Below are 21,123 nucleotides of genomic sequence, written 5' to 3'. Positions count from 1 at the left end.
CGGCACCGGCTTCTCGGTCTTGGTCACCACAGAGGTGTCCTCGGCCTGCGGGCCGTACTCGATAATCTCCTCGACCGGTTCCTTGGTGGTTTCGCCCTCAACTACGTAGGACTCGTCACCAACAGAGCGGAAGATTGCAGTAAAGGACTTCTCGCCGTTTTCGCCCTTCTGAACAACGCGAGTCTCACCCGGCTTCAGATCCGGGTTCACACGCACGGTGGTGCTATACGGCAGCGGAACAGTCCACTCGGCCTTCTCGCTGTTCTCAGCCGGCTTGATGCCGACCTTGATGACCTGATCGACTGGCTGCTCGGTGACCTTCTCCTCCACGGTGGCCTCGCCATCCGGGTTGGAGTTGGTGACCTTCTGGGTCACGGTGATGGTCTTCTTGCCCGGCTTGCCTTCGGTAACGGTCTTGGACTCGCCAGCAGGGATCGTCGGGTCGTACTCAATCTTCACGCCGAACGGAACCTCAGTCTCCACAGAGTTAGAGGTCTGGCCCTCAGTCTTGGTTCCCACACGGATGACCGCGTTGGTCGGCTCCTTGGTGCGCTCAGTGGTCACGGTCGGCTCGCCGGAAGGCTTGCCGTCCACAATCTTCTGAGTGGAGGTCTCAACCTCGGCACCGAGTTCACCTTGCTTATCGACGACCTGCTCGCCCGCCTTCAACGTGTCATCAAAGACGATCTTGGTCTCAAACGGCACCGGCTTCTCGGTCTTGGTCACCACGGTGGTGTCCTCGGCCTGCGGGCCGTATTCGACGATGCGCTCGACCGGTTCAGTACGGGCCTTCGACTCAGTGACGTTCGCCTCACCATTAGTACCGGTAAAGGTAGCCGCGTAAGACGCCTCACCATTCTTGCCTTCCTGGACCACCTTGGTCTCACCCGGAGCGAGATCCGGGTTCGGGCGCACGGTAGTGCCGAACGGAATCGGCTCGGTCCACTCCACCTTGTCAGAGGCGGTGGCCTGCTTGGTGCCTACCTTGATGACCTGGTCCACCGGCTCCTCGGTGACCTTCTCCTCCACGGTGGCCTCGCCATCCGGGTTGGAGTTGGTGACCTTCTGGGTCACGGTGATGGTCTTTTTACCCGGCTTGCCCTCAGTAGCCACCTTGGACTCACCTGCAGGAATCGTCGGGTCGTACTCAATCTTCACGCCATAAGGAACCTCAGTCTCCACCGAGTTAGAGGTCTGGCCCTCGGTCTTGCCACCCACACGGATGATCTGCTTAACCGGCGCCTTGGTCTGTTCCTTGGTCACCACTGGGTCGCCGGAAGGTTTGCCGTCGACAAGCTTCTGCGTTGTCGTGACGGTCTCTTCGCCCACTTCACCCTTCTGGTCCACAACCTGTTCGCCAGCCTTGAGGGACGGGTCGTAAACAATCTCGGTCTCGAACGGGATGCGGTTCTTGTCGGTGAAGGTCAGTTCCTGGTCCTCAAGGCCCGGTCCATATTCCACAATACGAGGCTTCGGATCCTTGGTCTGCGTATCCGAAGTGGTCTCCACCTTCGGTACACCACCCTGTTCCAGGGTTGCATCGAACTTCACCGAAATGGTGCGCTCGCCTGGCTCGCCTTCCTGGACAACCTTGACCTCACCCGGCTTCAGCTGCGGGTTCGGACGCGTAATGGTGTCGAAACCAGTCTGCATGGTCCAGGTCATCTCATCGGAAGCCTTCGCAGGCTTAGTACCAATGACGACGATCTCGTTGACCGGTGCCTTGGTTTGCTTCCACTTGCCATCGCGAGTCTGGATCTCAGCACCCGGCTCGCCTTCCTTCTCCACCTTGTAGGTGCCCTGCGGGACCGTGTCGTCGTACTTGTACTCGACATCGAACGGAACCTCGCGGGTCGGAGCTTCCTTGACGTTGATCGGCGCGGTGACAGTGTCCTTTGAGCCGTCCGCATACGTCACGATAACCGGGACGTCAATCAGATCGCCTGGCTTTGCAGTTTCTGGGGCCGTAGCGATGACGTTGCCATCCTTGTCAAGGCCAACAATCCAGTTGCCGTTTGCGGTCTTGTAGAAATACGTCGGGTTGCCGAACTCGTTGTCCTGCCCAGTCGCTTGCATGCTATCCGTCGGCTCGATGCGGAATGGCTTTTTCTCCTCTGGTGCGAGCTGGACGCCCTCAGCCAAGTTCAAGTCCAACGGAGCGGTCACCGTATCACCCGGATAGATGGTCTCCGTCGGGTAAGACGGCTCAGCCTCGTAGTTATTCGTCAGATTAACCACGGTGCCAACCGGAATCTGATCGGTGGAACCATCCGGATAGGTGACTGTCACATTGTGGATGTGCTTGTCGCCTGGCTTCGCACCAGCCGGCGGCGTTACTGCCACCTCACCTGTGTTCGGATTAACCTCGTAGGTCCATCCATCGACTTCTGTCTTCTTCACGGGGTTGCCGTTTTCATCATCGCCGAAGGAAAAGGTCGACTTATCCGGCGCGTTGTTCAAGTTGATGGTGCGCTTGACCTCAGTACCAGGCTTGGTGGACTCCACCTGGTAGGACGGCTCGTGAATATCCTTCTGCTGGGACTTCACCTTGAATGGCGCCCAAACAGTATCGGTGGATCCATCGAGGTACGTCACCGTGACCGGAACGTCGACGCCGTCGCCAGGCTTCGCGTCCTCAGGGGCAGCCGCGCTGACGACACCATTCTCGTCAACGCTGATCTTCCAGCCGGAAACGTCCTCCGGAACGCTGTAACGCTTCGATGGGTCAGCATCGAGGTCGCGCTCGGGAACCTTCGTCTCATCGGTAATGAGAGAGTCAACTGCCTGGCCCGGAGTGGTGGTCTGCAACCTGTATTGTGGCTCGTGCACCTGGTTCTGCCTTGCAACCACCACAACGGTGGCGATGGTGCTATTCGAGGAACCATCCTTGTACGTCACACGCACCGGAATATCAGCCGACGAGCCTGGAAGGGCATTCTTACTAATCGGCGTAGTGATCTCGCCCGTGTCAGGGTCGATCTTGACGTCCTCCCACTTCAGGTTGCGCGGAGGCGCAATGTAAGAAGGATCCTTCGGGTCAGTGATGATGGAGAACTTGGGCTCTGCAGCATCACTCAGGTGCGCGCGGTTGACGGTACTCGTAACAGACGTTCCGGGCTTCCCAGTCACCGTCGGGTAGGACGGGCTGTTAGCGCTCGAATAGGAATCCACGACTGTGAAGTCAGCCGGAACCTTTGCTGTGGAACCATCCGGGTAGGTGACCGCCACGGGAATGGACACAGTCGATCCGTTGGGAACACTCTTATCCGGGGTGGCAGTGACGGTGCCGTTCTCGTCGATGGAGAAGGTCCAGTTCGGTGGCAGCTTATCCGGCAACTTGTACTTTCCAAGCTTCGGATCGGACAGCTGCGTCTTAATCTCCGAGCTCACCGGTGTACCGGCCTTCGTTACCTGCGGCGGGTATGAGGCAGCATCTTCGCCGGTGCCATCACCAATAACGTTGATTGCACCGGTGGTGATCTGCGGGTTCGCTCCGCTCTTGTAATAGGCCTTGACCGGAACGGTGATCTGGGCACCCGGCAGCGCGTTGTCCGGAATGGTGGAAGTCAGCTCACCAGTGTTCTCGTCGATGGTGACGGTCCAGTCACCGGTGGTGTATTCCAAAGAACCATCGGGGAAGGTGTAGCGGTTCGGCTCTTCGTCATCGGCATTGCCGCCTAGACCGATCTTGGGCATGGCAGGCTGAAGTTTGACTTCTTCCTTCGCCTTGCCGGTCACAGCGGTGTAGTCCGGAACCTTGACGTTGTTGGTGACCTGGAAGGTAGCCTCTACCGTATCCGTGGTTCCGTCCGGGTACCGAGCCGTAATCTTCGGGGTGATTTTCGAGTTATTCGCAGCGTCCTCAGGTGAGGTGGCAGTCACCGTAATTGTGCCGTCGTCCTTGACCTCAACCTTCCAACCGTCCGGAACGGTATCCGGATCAACGTCAAAGCTGGTTGGCTTGACCGGGTCATGACCTTCCATAGCAGGCGCAAAGTCAATGCTTCCGGTCATTGGTTTACCTGCTGCGCCCTGTACCAAGCCCGGACCAGTGAGGTTGGTGACTTGGGTATTGTTCGGGTCAACAACAACGAGCAGCGGAATAATGTCCTGGGAGCCGTTCGTGTACGTCACGATGACGCGCGGCTGCGCGAAGGTGCCCGGGGCGGGGTTTGGCGGGGCAGTTACCGTAACCTCGTGAGTGTTTGGGTCCAGGGTGGCTTTCCACCCGGTATAGACGTAGCGGGTATCCAGCTTGACTTCGGCTTCAACACCGCCCTCATCGCGTTTCTTCATCAGATCCGCAATCTTGTCGCCAGTCTGCTGGAAAGTCACCGACTGTGGTCCCGTTGCAACGGGACCGTTTTCACTATCGACACCCGAAAGTATGGCCTGCTGCGCAGGGTTGTACTCCGGATTGTGGAACTGCGTATCGTCCAAGCTCCATTGGTGGCCCGAAATGACGTTGGGTTTGCTGTAGCGCTCTGGGCCATTGGACTCCTCAAAGACCTGACCAAAATCATCAGTAGGAATCGCGTCACGCAACTGCTGCACCGTACGTGGTTGAGCCACCACGTTGAATCGGGTGCCCTGCTGCGCGGACAGCTTCGTGCCCTTGTACTTCGGCACTGTATAGAAGATGTCGCCGTTGTCGTCGATGCGCAGCTTCTGCTCCCCACCAGAGGCGGTGGTGTTGCTCGAACCGATGTACTTGCCCTGGGCGTCATAAGCCTCCGCAACCATACGAGGCATCGAGTTAGCATCAGCGTTAATATGACCGACCTTCAACTCCTCGCCAGGACGAATGACGAGCTTTTCCTTCGGTACCCAGTCAACCGAGATCGCAGAACAGTTATCGTTCTCACTAGGCCATGGGTTGAATGAGACCTGAGCGTCAGGGTCGTTGAAAATCTGGGTGGAACGGGAAATGTTGTCCTGCGTGTACGTGTCTTTCCAACCGTAGGACACGCCGGTTTTCGTGGCCGCCTCCGCAATATCGTCGGCACTCAAGTCAGCCGCAATCGTCGCAGTGAGCGGACCGCGCGGACCTGGCCGACCAATGCTCATCACAGCCGCAGTGGAATGGGTAATGTCCTCGCCCAGAATGCTATCTCCCGGTGCCGCCGCAGCAACGGTATGGGATTGCACAAGAGCATTATTATTGCTTCCTAAGACAAGGAAATCGCGCCAAGTTCGATCCTGCGAGGCATCCATCTTTACGTTAGCGCCAAACGTTCGCTTGTTATTCGAGTCCCTGGACGGCTCCTGGATATTGAAGCTGAACCCGCCCTTGCTGCCCTGCTGGCCGCTGAAATTAACCGTACAACTACCGGAACCAATATCGGAGGCAAGCTGCTGCGCAGGCTCGATGGCACCCTTACCATCAGCTCCTCGGATACCACCGGTGTACTCAGCGTCCGCAACCTGCTGAATGTCTGCAACCTCGGCTTTGTTTCCTTGGCTGTACACGCCGGGGATAATGGCGGCGGTGCCCAACGCAACGGCAATCGCGGAGACCACTGCGATGCCGGATGTGGAGCGGTGACGAGCCACGTCCTTCTGACGGTCTGATGCCATGTGAGAGAGTCCTTCCTGAATGGAATATGGGTGCACTGTGCTGTAATCCCTACTGAAATATCTGGCAAAAGTAGAGGTCAGAAGCTATCTTAGCCGCTAAGATCCACTTAACCAATCATGCATACAAGCAATGCCACGTAGTCGGGACACAGACAGCACTTAATTCACACCGACAGTCTAGTGAAGATCCCCCAAGGTTGCAGTCAGTTCGCGGGAAATCCCCATCCCCCCACACGCTGGAATTATACCTAATGTATCAACGGATAATTGTGCTATTTGTCGTTCACCAAGTCTGAACCACCAGACGAGTCGGAATCGCCCGATTCATTGAGGTTTTGCATAAGGTTGGCTTCCATCCAGGCACGAACGGCACCTTCGAAATCATCGGAGGCCTTGACTTCTTCGACCACTTCATCAAGGTCCTGTTCCGTCAGGAATTTAGTGAAAGAAGCGATTTCCAGCTTTTCGTCGCGGTTGAAGAGTCCATCTTGGTACACCACAACGTAATTTTGCGGCAGCTCTGGCCGCGCGTTAGGGCACCCCTGAGCACCGGCGGGCTCCACCACAGAGAGCTCCGGCGGAAGTGAGGCCATCAGAGCGATGTGAGAACGCTCCAGAAAATCCTCACCGGAAGGGTCACCTTCCTGGTCTGTGACATAGTCCTTGGACACTGCGCGGGCAGCCACGGGATCAAACGCGTCGAGAAAAACTCCGGTGCAGCCAACAAAGAAGTTTCCGCTCCGACTCATGCCATCGTCATGATCCCCATGCTGAACAAGCATTGGTTCTTGGGAAACAGTAGCGGCGCGGCCTTCGTCACGGAGCGTCTGCCGGTAGATTTCCGCCAACACACGCTGTTCGTGCGAGGTCGGATCAATCCTGATGGTGATAGGGGCTGAGGCTACTGGTTTCGGGTCCGGAGTTGGCTCGAACCCAGAGCAGGCGCTTATCGACGCCCCCATGACCACCGTCGCCATAACCCCACCGAAACGCGTGGCGGTGCGGGCAGAGGGCATAAGACGAGGCATCAAATCGAGGGCGTTCTTTCTATTCAACACTGTTTAAGCATGACGAGGCGTCGTGCTGAATCTTACACACTCGGTCAGCTGTAGCGGTGTAGCTCACCGATACAGCAGTTGATTAGACTGGGACGGGTTATGACTAGCGCAATTACTGAATCAGCAGTTCGCGACGCGCTCGGCCGCGTCGACGACCCCGAAATCGGCCGCCCCATCACTGAGCTCGGCATGGTCAAGGACGTCACCATTAATGGTGCGGACGTCGACATCGAGCTGTATCTCACCATCGCGGGTTGCCCTATGAAGAGCACTATTGAGTCCAATACTCGCGCGGCGGTAGCAGAGCTCGATGGCGTCGGTGATATTGCCATCTCTATGACGCCCATGAGTGATCAGCAGCGCCAGGAGCTCAAGCAGAAGCTACGCGGTGGCCAGGCCGAACCGGAGATTCCCTTCGCCAAGCCGGAGTCCACCACACGCGTCTTCGCCGTGGCTTCTGGTAAGGGCGGCGTGGGCAAGTCCTCCGTCACGGTGAACTTGGCAGCAGCCCTCGTGGAGAAGGGCCTCAAGGTTGGCATTGTTGACGCCGATATCTACGGCCACTCCGTTCCCAGCCTGTTGGGCTCCACCGATGGCCCGACTGTGCTGGATGATGAAATGCTGCTCCCACCCATTTCACATGGCATCAAGCACATTTCCATTGCCCAGTTCGTCGAGGGCAATGCACCCGTCGTCTGGCGCGGCCCCATGCTGCACCGCGCACTCCAGCAATTCCTCGCGGACGTCTTTTGGGGCGACCTCGATGTCCTCCTCCTTGACCTCCCGCCCGGCACCGGTGACGTGGCACTGTCTGTAGCCCAGCTCATCCCCAACGCCGAGCTACTCATCGTCACCACCCCGCAGGCTGCTGCCGCCGAGGTAGCCGAGCGCGCCGGTTCCATCTCTCAGCAAACCCGCCAGCGTGTCGCCGGCGTGATCGAGAACATGGGTGCCATGGTCTTGCCGGATGGCTCCACCATGGACATCTTCGGTGAGGGCGGCGGAAAGGTTGTCGCTGAACGCCTCAGCGTTCTTCTCGGCCACGACGTTCCCCTCATGGCAACTATCCCCCTCGATCCGGCCTTGCGCGCGGCTGGCGATGAAGGAACCCCCATCGTCATCAAGGCTCCCGAATCCCCTGCGACGAAGGCTATCAACTCCGTGGCAGAGTCAATCGCCGTGCGCTCCGATTCCCTTGTGGGCAAGAAGCTCGGCCTCGGCGTGACCCGCAAGGGCTAATTAGGTCACATCCTCCCACGACACGCTGCCCCCGCCGGTGGATGAATTCCCGCCGTGTGGGGGTTGCGTGTTTTCTGTGGTTTGGCCGGCCGACTCTGCCGTGGCGTGCCCCGGTGTCTGCCCTGTTGCCGGTTGTCCGGTTGCCGGTTGTGTGTGGTGCGCTGCCCCGACGGTGCCAGCGTTGGGGTCAGCGTAGATCTTCGAATAATCGAAGGTCGGTCGCCCCGGCTGCTGCTCCTGCGGTGTTGCTGGCGCCGCGGGCGCACCGGTCTGGTGTGGGCGCTGCCCCGGCTGCACCGCCGGGGTGGCCGTATCCTGCAATGAAGGATCAGTGCTGTGTTTGATGTCCTCCGCCATCTTCTTGGGGTTGAAGTCATCCCAGGCTGAGTCGTCGCCGTCGAAAAGCGCCTTAGTAATCACCCCGCGCGGTCCTAAACGCGACCACTGTGCTGCCTGGCTCAGCGGAACGCGGAGGTCATCGAACTCCGCACCCAACCCGGTCATCTCACCGCTGAGCTCAGCCTTTGCGTTATTAATAGCCTTGCGCGCGGCATAGACCGCTGCGCGAACGTCCATAATAACGCCGGGAAGGCGCTCTGGGCCGATGATGACGAGGCCGAGGAGAACAATGACGAGGATCTCCAGCCAACCAATTGAGGAAAACACGAAACTATCTTAACCACGTCGTGGTCTCACTCGGGGGACGAGCGTGCCCCAACCTAGGAGCGCTGGTTGTGCTTGATGGCACGCACCACCATCTCCACCTTGTCCAAGAAATCCTGGCGTGGCTGATGCGCAGGCTCTTCCGCGTCCGGCCCCGGCCCAGCACCGTCGTGAGCGATTCCCGCCAACTTGGCCATGAGGGAATCAGGGGCCTTCACATGAGATTCCACACTGCATTCGCGAACCCACTCGGCGGCATTGCGTTGATGCTGAATCTCCGCGCGGCACTCGGCGCAGTGCACAAGATGAATACGAACACGGTGCGCATACTTTGCGGGCATCTCGCCATCAACAAAGGCTACAACGGCCTCAGGGCCCAAATGTCCAATGGTGTCCGCGCGCTGCGCGCGTGCTTTGGCCTTGTCACGGACTTTTGCTTGAGCTTCAGTAAAGATGCTGGTCAAAGTGAGAGGACGCTCGTGATTCTTATCATCTAAAGATCTCACAGCACATGCTCCTCTCACCTCAGTTCAGCGTGCACACCGCAATTCAGGCTCACACTCTTCCGGCCAGTCTAGCGCGTGCGGAGGAGGCTGCGAGCGTCCGCGTTGGTCTGCGCTTCCTTTTCCAGCGCGGCGCGCAGCTGGGAGCGGCCGCGGTGAATGCGGGAGCGAACAGTGCCCATCTTCACACCGAGGGTCTCCGCAATCTCGTCATAGGTCATGCCCACGACATCACACAGAACAACCGCGACACGGAAATCCGGTGCCAGATTATCCAGCGCGGACTGCAACGCCGGATCCAGGTTGGCCACGGAGTAGGCCTGCTCTGGGGTCATGTCCGTACCGGGCACCCGCTCATAGTCCTCGGGCAGAGCTTCCATACGAATCTTCGAGCGGTGGCGCACCATGTCCAAGAAGAGGTTAGTGGTGATGCGGTGCAGCCAGCCCTGGAAAGTACCGGCCTGGTACTTGTCCAAGGAACGGAAGACGCGCATAAAGGTTTCCTGCGTCAGATCTTCGGCATCGTGCTGGTTACCAGAAAGGCGGTAGGCCAAGCGGTACACGCCATCGGCGTGCTCAGCCACGAGCTCGCCCCATGAAGGCATATCCGCTTCACCGGCATCGAAGGCAGCGGTACCGGACAGCTCTTCAGTCTCAACGCCGTGTTCTTCCACGGCACTAATCTGATCCTCGGAGCTGAGCGGGGTAGTGTTCTCGCGCTGCTTTTTCGTCATGAAACACATCATTCTATAGACGGCAACAGATCTCCAGCCACAGCACTGTGAGCAGCCTGTGAATTCATCCCACCGCTTTCATGCGCTACTCACGCCACACAGGGCACGGCATCCGTGGGCTTCCCTCGCGATTCTTAACCCACGGCGGCGGTGATTTCACTATGGTTTTCTCTGTGACTACTACGGCTTATGACGCAATGCGATCCTTCATCGAATCCACCAGCGAGGCTTCCGAGGCTCTGACCAGTGCCCGTGCCCACGCTGAGGAGTACGGACTACCGGTCCCGGATGAATCCACCGGACAGCTTCTGAGCACTCTGGCGGCGATCTCCTCCGGAACCTCCTCGCGCCCACAGGCGGTGGCGATTACCCCGGCAGCCTCCGTGGTGGGCCTGTACTTGCTCGCAGGCATGCCCGAGAACGGCATCCTCACCTGCATCGATCCGGAGGCCGAGCACCAAGCAAGCGCGAAGAACACCTTCCGTGAGGCCGGCTACTCCCCCAGCCGCGGCCGCTTCTTGCCCTCCCGTCCGCTTGACATTATGGGCCGCCTAGCCAATGACACCTACCAGGTCATCTATGCCGAAGTTCCGGCCCTCGACATGCCGGCGCTGGTGAAGGCCGCGTGGCCGTTGCTGCATCAGCACGGCACGCTGGTGCTGGCCAATTCTTTGCTGGACGGCACGGTGGCTGATGCCTCCCGTACCGACCGTGACACGGCCGCTGCGCGCGAGGCCGACGAGCTTGCTCGTTCCCTGGAGGGAGCAGCCGTCACTCGCCTGCCCTATGGCGCGGGCCTCACGCTCATTACCAAGCTGTAGAAGCAACGCTGTAGAAAAGCCGGGCACCACGAATAAAAATCTCGGCCTCCTCACCCCCGGTGGGATGAAGGAGCCGGGATTTCCTGTCCTTGGGGTTCACTCGTGAGAGAAAACCGGGGGCGTTTTAGACCGTCTGATTCTTGCCCACGACCACGACGCCGCCATCGGAGACCTTAAAGCGCTGTTCATCGCGCTCACGGTCCACACCGATAATGGCGCCGTCGCTCACGACGACGTTCTTGTCCAAGATCGCGCGGCGCACCACGGCACCGCGTCCGATGCGAACGCCAGGCAGAATGACGGAGCCTTCCACCGTCGCACCATCGGCCACGTGAACATCCGAGGCCAACACGGAATTGCGGACCGTGCCGCCCGAAACGATGCAGCCTGGGGCCACCATCGAGGACTGGGCAATGCCGTTCTGCACAAACTTCGCCGGCGGGAAGTTGGAATCATCGGTGGAGTGAATTGGCCACGCACGGTTGTAGAGGTTGAAAATCGGGTGCACCGAAATCATGTCCATGTGTGCTTCATAGAAGGAGTCGATGGTACCGACGTCACGCCAGTATCCGCGGTCACGCTCCGTGGCGCCAGGGACCTCATTGGCCATGAAGTCATAGACGTGTGCTTGCTGACGTTTGACGAAGTACGGGATGATGTCACCGCCCATGTCATGGTCCGAGTCCTCGTTCTTCTCATCCTGCAGGAGGGCCTCAATAAGTGCCTCGGTGGTGAAGACGTAGTTACCCATCGACGCATAGGTCATATTCGGGTCATCCGGGGTTGCTGGCGGGTCGGCTGGCTTCTCCACGAACTCGGTGATCGTGCCCATGCCATCAGCCTGGATGCAGCCAAAAGCGGAGGCTTCCGAGCGGGGAACGCGAATGCCAGCGACCGAGCAGTCGAGGCCGGTGGCGATGTGCTCCTCCACCATCTGGGCCGGATCCATGCGGTATACGTGGTCGGCGCCGAAGACGATGACGTAATCCGGCTTCTCGTCATAAATGAGGTTGAGGGACTGCACGATGGCATCGGCCGAGCCGTTGTACCAGCGCTTACCACGGCGTTGCTGAGCTGGGACAGAGGCGATGAACTGCGGAGTCGGGCCCGACAGGTTCCACGCCTGAGAAATGTGACGGTCCAGGGAGTGGGACTTGTACTGCGTCAGGACAGCAATCTTGAGGAAACCGGCATTAACGAGGTTGGACAACACGAAGTCGATGAGGCGGTAGGAACCACCAAATGGAACGGCGGGCTTAGCGCGATCCTCCGTCAGCGGAAAAAGACGCTTACCCTCGCCGCCGGCGAGGACAATGGCAAGGACATTAGGTAGGCTTCTCACGACACCTAATTTAACTTCTTTCTCGTCATTCCGCAGGGAAAATTTGCACGCTTTCACCCCCGTCACGCCCGCACCACCGCCGCCGTGCTCAACCTTCTGCGCGTGCGATGGAAGATACGTATTCTGGGCGAGTATGAGAGCCGGAATTTTTTCTAAGGAGTACCCGCCGGAGATTTACGGCGGAGCGGGCGTCCACGTTGCGGAGCTGACCCGCTTCATGCGCGAGATCATTGATGTGTCCGTTCACTGCACGGGGTCCCCACGCGATGAAAAGGATGTTTTCGTTCATGGTGTGGATCCGCAGCTGAAGGAGACCGAGGCCAACGCTGCACTGCAGACGCTGTCCACTGGCCTGCGCATGGCCAACGCGGCCTCTGATATCGACGTGGCCCACTCCCACACGTGGTACACCGGCCTCGGCGGCCACCTGGCTGGCCGCCTCTACGGCATCCCCCATGTCGTGACTGCCCACTCGCTGGAGCCGCACCGCCCATGGAAGCGTGAGCAGCTGGGCGGCGGCTATGACATTTCCTCGTGGTCAGAGAAAAACGCCATGGAATACGCCGATGCCGTCATTGCCGTATCTGCCGGTATGAAGGACTCTATCTTGGATGCGTACCCGCGCGTTGACGCCGACAAGGTCCATGTGGTCCTCAACGGCATTGACACCGAGGTCTGGCAACCGGGAGAGGCGCCGGTGCTGGACAAGCTGGGCGTCGACAAGCAGCGCCCCATCGCCGCTTTCGTCGGCCGCATCACCCGCCAGAAAGGTGTAAAGCACCTGCTCAAGGCCGCACAGAGCTTTGATAAGGACATTCAACTTGTGCTGTGTGCCGGCGCACCTGACACCCCGGAGATAGCCGCGGAAACCGAGGCGCTCGTGGAGGAGCTGCGTGCCCAGCGCGATGGCGTGTTCTGGGTTAAGGAAATGCTCTCCCGCGAGGAGATTAAGCAGGTCTATTCCGGCGCCGATGTGTTTGTGTGCCCGTCCATTTATGAGCCGCTGGGAATCGTCAACCTAGAAGCCATGGCCTGCAGTACCGCGGTGGTGGCCTCCGATGTCGGTGGCATTCCGGAGGTTGTCGTGGATGGTGAAACCGGCGTCCTCGTGCATTATGACGAGGACGATGAGGCCACGTTTGAGGCTGACCTTGCCGCTGCGGTCAACCGCGTGGCTGCGGACTCTGAACTGGCACAACGCTTCGGTACCGCCGGACGCGAACGCGCCATTAGTGAGTTCTCCTGGGCCACCATTGCGCAACAGACCGTGGACATTTACCGCTCGTTGATGTAGGAAGGACTGCCGTGACGCAATCCCAACAGCAACACCGACCAGAACTCCACTTCGTCCCCGAAACGGGTGTCCTCGACGCCCCAGCGGGCATCGTCCGTGACGGCGATACGTGGCACCTGTTCCATCAGTACCGCCCAGAGCCTGACCAACCGGCTCGCTGGGGACACAGCTACTCCGCGGAAACGCCGTTCGCGTGGCTCGACTGCGATGACGTCCTCGCGCCCGTGGGAGGCGAACTTTCGCTGCGCGCTGGCTCCGTGGCTGAGGGTAGGGACGCTCTCAACCTGTACTTCACCTCAGTAACGTCGGTCGGCACCAACGTCCGCTTGGCGCGCTACACCGACTTCGCCGACGAATGCGTTGTGTCGGATGACCCGAACGCGCTCGATCCTGATGTGGTCCGCTTTGGCGAGGCCGTGAGTGCCCATACCGACTTTGACCGTTTCCGCTCCCCGTCGGTGGTCCCCGACTGGGCTAAGGAAGACCGTGATGAGGGCCACGACGGCTGGCTCATGCTCGCGCTCACCGGGCACTCCGATGCCCCCGTGCCCGTCATCTTGGATAGCCCGGATGGTGAGACGTGGTCCGTCCTGGGCAAGCTGAGCTTTAACGGCGATCCCGGCTTCAACGAGGATGAGGTGCCCGCAACCTCCCCGATCCCACCAGTTGTCTCACCGCGCCTCGTACGCCTGCGCGATGAGGTGGATGAGGAGATCTACGACGTCCTCTTCGTCACCTTGGAGCGAGCCGGACGCGATGTCTCCGGCTACATTGTGGGCCGCCTCGACGGCACGGAGTTCACCGTGTCCAAGGGTTTCCAGCTCGTGGACTTTGGCCATGATTTCTCCCGCCCGCGCAATACCAACACCACCACGGGAACCATTCCTCAGGAACACCGCTATGACCGCGCCGTCATCCTGGGTCTGCTCAACGGAAATGGCCGCGGCGATGACGCCACAAAGCACCCCACGTGGGAGGCCGAAGGATGGGCCAACAGCCTGTCGCTGCCACGTGCCGTCACGCTGCAGGGCGGGGTGCTGTACCAGACCCCGGCGCAGGGGTTGCCGGATGCGGTCAAGCTGTCTGATTATGCGCAGTCGTGGACCGGTGTACTCGAGGTTCCGGAGGGCTCCAGCGTCTCGGTGAGGCTGCTCGATGGTTCCGGGGATCCCGCAGCGATCATCCGCCACACCGGTGAGGAGATCAGCCTAGACCGCTCCATGTCCAAGGCCTTCGATCACCACTTCAAGGACTCTGCGCCTGCCGTTGCCCCGCTGGCAGAAGGCGACTCAGACACGCTCACCATCATTCAGGATGGCGCCAGCGTGGAGGTATTCGTCGACGGCGGATTGGTCGCCATGAGCTCCCGCGTGTACTTCGAGGGCGGCTGCTCCGCCATCGAGGTCTCCACCGAGGGCGAGGCTGTCATCGAACAGTGCTGGAGTCGCACAGGCTCCAAGCGCTCCTAACGTTCAAGGACGACCGCACGGCTCAGCGTTCGGACGGTTCAGGGTTCGGACGGTTCAGGGTTCGGATGCTGGAGCCGTGCGAGGAGACGCTGAGCGGTGTTTAGGACGCCGAGCGCAGACGGTCGAGGCGCGCGTGCGCCGTCACGGTGAGCGCCTGCGGAAGGGAGGCCATGCGCTCGGCGAGCTCCTCGGCGCTGATGTGACGTGCCGAGGGGCTCATCCCCACCTGGGCGGCAATGGAGGCCTTATCCAGTGTGATGGGGAAAGAGATATCGACCGGCTCTGCGGCCTGCTCCAGGAAACCCTCGGCCTGGGCGTAGAGGCGTTCTACCTTGCCCTCTTCCACTCCGAGGATGCCGAGCGGCTCGCGCAGCTCATCCAGGTGGCCGGCCTGCGGGGTCAAAACGATGACCTCGCCGCCGGGCGCCAAAACGCGCTGGAACTCCGCCGGGTTACGTGGTGCAAAGACCACGGAAATGGCGTGAATAGAGTTATCACGAATGGGCAGGCGTTCCCACACGTCCGCTACCACGGCGCCGACGCGCTCATGGGACTTAGCCAGGTGCTTGGCTGCGTGCGTAGAGATATCGAGGCCCACGCCACGCGCCCCCTCGATGGAATCAAGCGTGTGGGCTAGATAATAGCCGGTACCAGCGCCAACCTCGAGGAGTGCCGGAGCAGTGTGCTCATCCAAGCCCGCAGCATGCTCAGCTGCATCCTGCGTTTCAAGGGCGTCCTGCACCGCGCCAGTCACCGCCTCCACAAAGGGCGCGAAGTGGCCCATAGCCAGGTAGGTTTCACGCGCGGTGACCATGGAGGCGTCATCGCCCTGATGCTTCAGACCTGCGCCGGCTGCCAGCGTGACATAGCCCTGCTTGGCCACATCATAGGAATGGCCGGTCTCCGACACGAGGCGAGCAAAGTCATCCGCGCCGTGCACGGCGCTGCCATCGGCAGGATCGGCCAGAATATCGACGATATGTGAAAGCATGCTCCTAGACTAGCTAGAAACCTCAACAAGGAGTGAACCGAGCTGGGCTGCCTCCTCTTTACTGAGCTCGATGACGATACGGCCACCCCCGTCAGAAGGAATGCGCATCACGATCTTGCGGGACTCCTCTACTGCTTCCATTTCTCCACCCGTAGTGCGGGGCTTCATCGCTGCCATAGTGAGTCTCCTTCGACTATTTTTTAACTTCCTTCTAGTCTAGCCCTTTTTCGCCTTCAGCCGGCGCGCTATCACCAACCGGCACCGCGGCGCCGCCCTCCGGGGCGCTCATGCGACGTTCCACGGCGGCAATAAGCGCGTCCACCTGGTCCTGGCGGTAGCCACGCGGGACGACGTCGAAGCGCAGGTCGTCGAAGCGCCCATCGTCGAGGGCGCGAAGGTTCTCTAAGTCGACGTCAACGGGCTCGTCAGGAGTATCCATGACGGTGCCACGGCCGACAATGCTGCCCCATGCCCACGTACCGATAATGACGAGAGCGATAAGCACGACGATGAGAAGAATCCAGGACATCATGCGCTAAATCCTACCCACGAGTGGCGGGCGCTGTGGCACCGGGCCACGAACACCGGCGCGCGACAAGATGGTTTGTGTCACCACGTCCGCCATGGGCGCCAGTTCGACAAGTGGGCGGTTGCGATGCGCACGGGTGCCCAGGTCCACCTCCGAGAGGGCGTGGGGGCCATAGCGCTTAGCGACGTCCACCAGCAGCCCCGCTTCCACCCCATAACCGTCCACGAATGGCAGTTCCAGCGCGGCCGCGCGGCGGAGCGCATATTCGCCGCCCAAAGGCTGGTCAATGTGCGCAAGCTCCGGGAAAAACTCGCGCAGCAGGGGCTTAGCGGTCAGTTCCGTCACGCGGCCGCCGCCAGTGGGCGTGCCCTTGTAGCTGCGCTGATAGCGTGCTTTCACCATCTGGATGTGGGGATCAACGAAGGGCTCGGTCAGGGCGTTCACCATGCCGGGGGCGGCGGATTCGAGGTCGGCGTCGATAAACACAACGATGTCACCCTCTGCCGAAGCCACGCCGCGCCAGAGAGATTCACCCTTGCCGGGCCGCGGCGCCTCCTCCAGGATTTCCCGCCAGTTCAAGACTGTCGCCCCAGCCGCCGCAGCTTCCGCTGCGGTTTCATCACTGGAATCGGCGTCGATGACGAGGACCTCGTGCGGCACATCGGCCAGACAGGAGCGCACCACATGCGCCACGGTGCGCTCTTCATTGAGCGCCGGAATGACGACGGAGACTCTCATACCAGCCCACGCGTCGTGGCCAGAGGCTGCATCTCCCCGCGGATCGCGGCGGTCATGCGGATGACATCCAGGGTGGGTCCAACCTCGTGGACGCGGAAGGCCGCCACACCGCGCGCAGCCGACCACGCCGTAGCCGCCAAGGTGCCCGCTACGCGCTCATCCACCGCACGGTCGAGTGTCTCACCCACAAAGTCTTTATTCGACAAGGCCATGAGCACCGGCCACCCTGTAGCCACCACCTCGTCGATGCGGCGCAACAGCTCCAAGCCATGAAAGGTGTTCTTGCCAAAGTCGTGCGTGGGATCGATGAAGGTCAACTCCTCCGGACATCCGAGGTCCGCGGCTTTCTCAGCCAGCCGTGTCGTTTCGGAGATAACGTCCGCCACCACGTCATCAAAGTGCACGCGGTGCGGGCGGGTACGCGGAACCACCCCACCGGTGTGCGAGCACACATAGCCCACCTTCTTCTGCCCCGCGACTTCGATGAGCTCCGGATCCCAGCCCGCCCACGTGTCGTTGACTAAGCGAGCACCGGCGTCAATCGCGGCCTCGGCAACCTCGGCACGCCACGTGTCCACGGAGATCAGCGCTTCCGGGTGGCGGCGGTGTAGCTGGGCGATGGTCGGCACCACACGCTCTATTTCTTCGGCAGCGTCGACGTGCTGGCCCGGGCCGGCCTTGACGCCGCCGATGTCGATGATGGAGGCGCCGTCGGCAAGCGCTTGCTCCCCTCGCTCCACTGCCGGATCAAGCTGAAAGGTAGCGCCCTGGTCATAGAAGGAATCTGGCGTGCGATTCACAATCGCCATAACCTGGGCAAGACCACGGTCTGGGCTCACTTGCCCTCCTGCTCCCGCACGCGCTTGTCCGACATCACCTTGTGCGCCGCCACGATGTGGGCTAGGGCCTCATCCGGATCATCGGTCACAAGGAACAGATCCAAGTCCTCGGGGCTGATGAAGCCGCCCTCCGACAGGGTGTTCTTCATCCATTCCACGAGACCAGACCAGTATTCCGTACCCATGAGCACGATCGGATAGTTGGTCACCTTGCCGGTCTGGACCATGCACATGACCTCAAAGAATTCATCCATGGTGCCCATGCCGCCCGGCAGGCAGATAAAGGCCTGGGAGTACTTGAGGAACATGGTCTTGCGCGCGAAGAAGTAGCGGAAGTTGAGGCCCAGATCCACGTACGGGTTGAGGCCCTGCTCGTGAGGCAGTTCGATGCCCAAGCCTACCGAGAGCCCGCCGGCCTCGTGAGCGCCACGGTTGGCTGCTTCCATGATGCCGGGGCCACCGCCGGTAATAACGGCATACTTTGCCTCCGCAAGGCGCTTGCCCACTGTGACACCGAGTTCGTAATTCGGGTCATCCTCCTTCGTGCGTGCCGAGCCAAAGACGGTGACGGCCTTGGGCAGCTTGGCCAGGGCGTCGAAACCGTCGACAAATTCGCCCTGGATGCGCAGGACACGCCATGGATCTGCATGCTGCCACTCGTGGTCCGCGCCGGATTCAAGCAGGCGCTGGTCGAAGGTGGAGGACTGCTCACCGGCAGTCCGCACGAGAAGAGGTCCGCGCAGGGTACGCAGTTGCTCAGGAGTCATGGTGTGTTATCCCTTCAGGTAGTTCAAAAGTGCATGAGACACGGCGCTAATCTGCTCGACGGGGACTTGTTCATCTTTCTTGTGAGCAAAGCCCGGATCGCCGGAGCCAAAGTTGACGGCCGGGGTTCCCATCTCGGAGAAGCGGGCGACGTCGGTCCATCCGTATTTGGCGCGGACGTTGCCCCCGACGGCGTCGACAAGCGCACGCGCCGCCGCCTGCCCCAGCCCCGGCATGGCGGCACTGGCGATGTCATCGACCTCGATGCTGACGTTGTCATGCTCACCAATGACTTCCTTCATATGCGCCAGGGCCTCCTCAGAGGTGCGGTCAGGAGCAAAGCGGAAGTTGACGAACATCCACGCCTCATCCGGAATGGTATTGGTGGCCACCCCCGATTCAAGGTGGACGATGTTAAGGCCCTCTTTGTACGTGCAGCCATCAATCTCCGCATCGCGCGGCTGGTAGTTCGCTACGTTGAGCATGACTGGGGCCAAGGTGTGGGCGGCGTTGGAGCCGAGCCAGGCGCGGGCAGAATGCGCGCGGGTGCCGTGTGCCGTGACGCGCAGGCGGATCGTGCCCTGGCAGCCAGCCTCAATCATCGCGCCAGAAGGTTCACCGAGGAGCGCAAGGTCTCCCTCCAGCCAGTCCGGATGGTCATTCTGCAGGTGTCCCAGGCCGTTAAATTCGGTGGCGACCTCCTCCCCCTCATAGGCGATGACCGTCAAATCGTGTTTCAACTCGTCCGAGTCATAAAGCTGCGCGAAGGCATTGAGATAAATGGCCATCCCGGACTTCATGTCCACGGTGCCGCAGCCATACATGGTGCGCCCGTCCTCCGACATCGCGTGGGGCACATTATCCGCCAGCGGCACCGTATCGATATGGCCCGCCAGCACCACTCGGGTGTCAAAGCCACGGTTGGTGCGGGCACACACGGTGTTGCTGTAGCGCTGAACCTCCACCACGTTCGGGTCAAGGCTGCGCAGCGCGTCCTCAACGGCAGTGGCGATCTCCTCCTCATGATGGGAGGGGCTGGGGATGTCCACCAGCGCCTTGGTGAGATCGATGGGGTCGGCGAAAAGATTTAAAGTCACAACCCGCCATGCTAGCGTCCCCCGCCAGTTAGTGCATTGCGTAAAGTACATCCCATTGCAAACAATCAACGTTGCTGAAGGTGATGTCCCATGGCTGCGGCCACACAACTCAAAACCCGACACCTCACCATGATGGGGCTCGGCTCCGCAGTCGGTGCGGGGCTCTTTCTGGGGGTTGGCCTAGGAATCCAAATGTCCGGCACGTCCGTTCTCGTGTCCTACGCGGTAGCCGGCCTCCTTATCGCACTGGTGATGTGGATGCTGGGAGAGATGGCTTCCGCCCGACCTTCCCTGGGTGCTTTCTCCACGTACGCCGGCCAGGCCTTCGGCCCTTGGGCCCGATTTACGCTGGGCTGGCTGTACTGGTTCATGCTGGTTATGGTGATGGGCGCGGAGATTACCGGAGCCGCGGCCATTATTTCCAGCTGGTGGGGCGTGGAACCGTGGATTCCTGCGTTCGTGGCCGTGGTGTTCTTCGCGGTGGTCAACCTTGCCGCCGTGGGTGGTTTCGGCGAGTTCGAATTCTGGTTCGCCATCATCAAGGTGGGCACCATCTTCGCCTTCCTAGGCGTCGGTGTGCTCATGGCTGTCGGCGTCTTGCCCGGCATGTCCCTGGAACAGGCGGGCACGAACTTCACCGATAACTTCCTGCCGCACGGCGGGCCAGGTTTTGCCGCTGGGCTGTTGGCGGTGGCCTTTGCCTTCGGCGGCATCGAGATGGTGACGATCGCCGCAGCCGAATCCGAGAATCCCGCCCGCAACGTGGCCACCGCAGTGCGCGCCATCATCGTGCGCATCATGATTTTCTACATCGGCTCCATCATCGTCATCACCATGGCGCTGCCTTTCAGCGCCATCCAGGACGCCGATGTAGCGGCCGATTCTCCGTTTACCTTGGTACTCAAAGCCGCGCAGATTCCTTTCGCGGCGGGCTTCATGGAAACCATCATTGCGCTAGCGCTGCTCTCAGCATTTAATGCGCAGATGTACGCCACCTCCCGCCTGGTTTATGACATGGCCAAGGACCACAGCGCCCACCATGTCTTCCTCAAGCTCAACACGTCAGGCGCCCCCATCTTTGCTGTGCTCCTGTCCATCATGTGCGCCTTTACGTCAGTCATCCTCCAGTACTGGAACCCGCCGGGGCTGCTGGCCTTTCTTTTCAACGCCGTGGGCGGTTGCCTCCTCGTCATTTGGTCTTTCATCGTGGCCTCCTTCATCAAGTTGCACCCCGAACTGAAAGCCAACGGTGAGCTCACCACTCTGCGCGTGCCCGGTTATCCTTGGTTGCCGTGGCTAACCGTGCTGGCCTTGGTGGGGCTGACGGTGCTGATGCTTTTCGACGCCTCCGCCCGCCAGCAAGTCTCCGCCGTCCTCATCATGACGGCTGGGCTGATTGTGATCTTCCACCTACTGCCCGGTAGGAAAAAGCGACACGTCGTTGAGTAGCTGCTAGGGTGTGAC

18 protein-coding genes are annotated in these 21,123 nt (G+C 60.4%); 5 read left to right on the top strand and 13 right to left on the bottom strand.

Annotated features, from left to right (window positions below):
* The coding region (locus HMPREF3149_RS05705) for a G5 domain-containing protein (protein WP_083280785.1) at positions 1 to 5,577 on the bottom strand (5,577 nt) is incomplete at its 3' end.
* Positions 5,578 to 5,849: 272 nt separating this feature from the next.
* Positions 5,850 to 6,635 (bottom strand): hypothetical protein, encoded by a 786-nt coding sequence (locus HMPREF3149_RS05700; RefSeq protein ID WP_236684045.1) that lies wholly within the window; start codon positions 6,633 to 6,635, stop codon positions 5,850 to 5,852.
* A gap of 99 nt (positions 6,636 to 6,734) precedes the next feature.
* Here HMPREF3149_RS05700 and HMPREF3149_RS05695 point away from each other — a divergent pair, with 99 nt between their 5' ends.
* The gene (locus HMPREF3149_RS05695) at positions 6,735 to 7,874 is read left to right on the top strand and encodes an Mrp/NBP35 family ATP-binding protein (protein WP_042530364.1); all 1,140 of its coding nucleotides are present in this window, start codon (positions 6,735 to 6,737) and stop codon (positions 7,872 to 7,874) included.
* Here HMPREF3149_RS05695 and HMPREF3149_RS05690 read toward each other — a convergent pair whose 3' ends face one another.
* The 3 genes from HMPREF3149_RS05690 to sigE form a co-directional block, all read right to left on the bottom strand.
* Entirely contained in the window at positions 7,875 to 8,540 is a 666-nt protein-coding gene (locus HMPREF3149_RS05690; protein WP_070537063.1) for a twin-arginine translocase TatA/TatE family subunit, read from the bottom strand.
* A 53-nt stretch (positions 8,541 to 8,593) separates the two neighbouring features.
* On the bottom strand, positions 8,594 to 9,043 hold the full coding sequence (locus HMPREF3149_RS05685) for an anti-sigma factor family protein (RefSeq protein WP_070537062.1): 450 nt from the start codon (positions 9,041 to 9,043) through the stop codon (positions 8,594 to 8,596).
* A 68-nt stretch (positions 9,044 to 9,111) separates the two neighbouring features.
* A complete protein-coding gene (gene sigE, locus HMPREF3149_RS05680; RefSeq protein ID WP_070537061.1) occupies positions 9,112 to 9,774 on the bottom strand; it encodes an RNA polymerase sigma factor SigE in 663 nt (220 codons plus the stop codon).
* A gap of 173 nt (positions 9,775 to 9,947) precedes the next feature.
* Between sigE and HMPREF3149_RS05675 the strand changes: the two genes are divergently transcribed.
* Positions 9,948 to 10,595, top strand: a complete 648-nt coding sequence (locus tag HMPREF3149_RS05675; protein WP_070537060.1) for an O-methyltransferase — start codon at positions 9,948 to 9,950, stop codon at positions 10,593 to 10,595.
* A gap of 124 nt (positions 10,596 to 10,719) precedes the next feature.
* On the opposite strand, the gene glgC is transcribed toward HMPREF3149_RS05675, so the two are convergent.
* Positions 10,720 to 11,937: a glucose-1-phosphate adenylyltransferase gene (glgC, locus tag HMPREF3149_RS05670; RefSeq protein ID WP_042533190.1), complete on the bottom strand. Its 1,218-nt coding sequence runs from the start codon at positions 11,935 to 11,937 to the stop codon at positions 10,720 to 10,722.
* Between the two features lie 133 nt (positions 11,938 to 12,070).
* Between glgC and glgA the strand changes: the two genes are divergently transcribed.
* Together glgA and HMPREF3149_RS05660 are read left to right on the top strand one after the other, a co-directional pair.
* Positions 12,071 to 13,231, top strand: a complete 1,161-nt coding sequence (glgA, locus tag HMPREF3149_RS05665; RefSeq protein WP_070537059.1) for a glycogen synthase — start codon at positions 12,071 to 12,073, stop codon at positions 13,229 to 13,231.
* A gap of 11 nt (positions 13,232 to 13,242) precedes the next feature.
* Positions 13,243 to 14,700: a GH32 C-terminal domain-containing protein gene (locus tag HMPREF3149_RS05660; RefSeq protein ID WP_070537058.1), complete on the top strand. Its 1,458-nt coding sequence runs from the start codon at positions 13,243 to 13,245 to the stop codon at positions 14,698 to 14,700.
* Between the two features lie 100 nt (positions 14,701 to 14,800).
* On the opposite strand, the gene HMPREF3149_RS05655 is transcribed toward HMPREF3149_RS05660, so the two are convergent.
* From HMPREF3149_RS05655 to dapE, 7 genes are read right to left on the bottom strand one after another with little or no spacing between them, the layout of a single operon-like run.
* Positions 14,801 to 15,691 (bottom strand): methyltransferase domain-containing protein, encoded by an 891-nt coding sequence (locus tag HMPREF3149_RS05655; RefSeq protein ID WP_070537057.1) that lies wholly within the window; start codon positions 15,689 to 15,691, stop codon positions 14,801 to 14,803.
* 9 nt (positions 15,692 to 15,700) lie between these two features.
* On the bottom strand, positions 15,701 to 15,868 hold the full coding sequence (locus HMPREF3149_RS05650; RefSeq protein ID WP_070537056.1) for a DUF3117 domain-containing protein: 168 nt from the start codon (positions 15,866 to 15,868) through the stop codon (positions 15,701 to 15,703).
* 34 nt (positions 15,869 to 15,902) lie between these two features.
* Entirely contained in the window at positions 15,903 to 16,223 is a 321-nt protein-coding gene (locus tag HMPREF3149_RS05645) for a DivIVA domain-containing protein (RefSeq protein ID WP_141741457.1), read from the bottom strand.
* Between the two features lie 3 nt (positions 16,224 to 16,226).
* A complete protein-coding gene (locus HMPREF3149_RS05640; RefSeq protein WP_070537055.1) occupies positions 16,227 to 16,958 on the bottom strand; it encodes a glucosyl-3-phosphoglycerate synthase in 732 nt (243 codons plus the stop codon).
* The gene (folP, locus tag HMPREF3149_RS05635) at positions 16,955 to 17,767 is read right to left on the bottom strand and encodes a dihydropteroate synthase (protein ID WP_210385417.1); all 813 of its coding nucleotides are present in this window, start codon (positions 17,765 to 17,767) and stop codon (positions 16,955 to 16,957) included. Before folP ends, HMPREF3149_RS05640 begins: the two co-directional genes overlap by 4 nt.
* Positions 17,768 to 17,793: 26 nt before the next feature.
* Positions 17,794 to 18,564 carry an LOG family protein gene (locus HMPREF3149_RS05630; protein ID WP_042530344.1) on the bottom strand — a complete coding sequence of 257 codons (771 nt, stop codon included), beginning with the start codon at positions 18,562 to 18,564 and terminating at the stop codon, positions 17,794 to 17,796.
* A gap of 6 nt (positions 18,565 to 18,570) precedes the next feature.
* Positions 18,571 to 19,710 (bottom strand): succinyl-diaminopimelate desuccinylase, encoded by a 1,140-nt coding sequence (gene dapE / locus HMPREF3149_RS05625; protein ID WP_210385412.1) that lies wholly within the window; start codon positions 19,708 to 19,710, stop codon positions 18,571 to 18,573.
* 39 nt (positions 19,711 to 19,749) lie between these two features.
* Here dapE and HMPREF3149_RS05620 point away from each other — a divergent pair, with 39 nt between their 5' ends.
* Positions 19,750 to 21,108 carry an amino acid permease gene (locus tag HMPREF3149_RS05620; RefSeq protein ID WP_042530340.1) on the top strand — a complete coding sequence of 453 codons (1,359 nt, stop codon included), beginning with the start codon at positions 19,750 to 19,752 and terminating at the stop codon, positions 21,106 to 21,108.
* The last annotated feature ends 15 nt before the right edge of the window (positions 21,109 to 21,123 follow it).

The organism is Corynebacterium sp. HMSC05E07 (assembly GCF_001807225.1).
In the GTDB taxonomy this organism is placed as follows: Bacteria; Actinomycetota; Actinomycetes; order Mycobacteriales; family Mycobacteriaceae; genus Corynebacterium; species Corynebacterium singulare.
Note: the sequence above shows the minus strand (reverse complement) of the source record. Positions and strands in the feature narration are given on the sequence as shown.

Excerpts from the sequence above, each read along its gene's own strand:
- HMPREF3149_RS05630 (WP_042530344.1), bottom strand. The coding sequence starts at position 18,564 with ATGACTCCTGAGCAACTGCGTACCCTGCGCGGACCTCTTCTCGTGCGG.
- dapE (WP_210385412.1), bottom strand. The coding sequence starts at position 19,710 with ATGTACTTTACGCAATGCACTAACTGGCGGGGGACGCTAGCATGGCGG.
- folP (WP_210385417.1), bottom strand. The coding sequence starts at position 17,767 with ATGGCGATTGTGAATCGCACGCCAGATTCCTTCTATGACCAGGGCGCT.
- HMPREF3149_RS05655 (WP_070537057.1), bottom strand. The coding sequence starts at position 15,691 with ATGCTTTCACATATCGTCGATATTCTGGCCGATCCTGCCGATGGCAGC.
- HMPREF3149_RS05645 (WP_141741457.1), bottom strand. The coding sequence starts at position 16,223 with ATGATGTCCTGGATTCTTCTCATCGTCGTGCTTATCGCTCTCGTCATT.
- HMPREF3149_RS05620 (WP_042530340.1), top strand. The coding sequence starts at position 19,750 with ATGGCTGCGGCCACACAACTCAAAACCCGACACCTCACCATGATGGGG.
- HMPREF3149_RS05650 (WP_070537056.1), bottom strand. The coding sequence starts at position 15,868 with ATGGCAGCGATGAAGCCCCGCACTACGGGTGGAGAAATGGAAGCAGTA.
- HMPREF3149_RS05640 (WP_070537055.1), bottom strand. The coding sequence starts at position 16,958 with ATGAGAGTCTCCGTCGTCATTCCGGCGCTCAATGAAGAGCGCACCGTG.
- sigE (WP_070537061.1), bottom strand. The coding sequence starts at position 9,774 with ATGACGAAAAAGCAGCGCGAGAACACTACCCCGCTCAGCTCCGAGGAT.
- glgA (WP_070537059.1), top strand. The coding sequence starts at position 12,071 with ATGAGAGCCGGAATTTTTTCTAAGGAGTACCCGCCGGAGATTTACGGC.
- HMPREF3149_RS05695 (WP_042530364.1), top strand. The coding sequence starts at position 6,735 with ATGACTAGCGCAATTACTGAATCAGCAGTTCGCGACGCGCTCGGCCGC.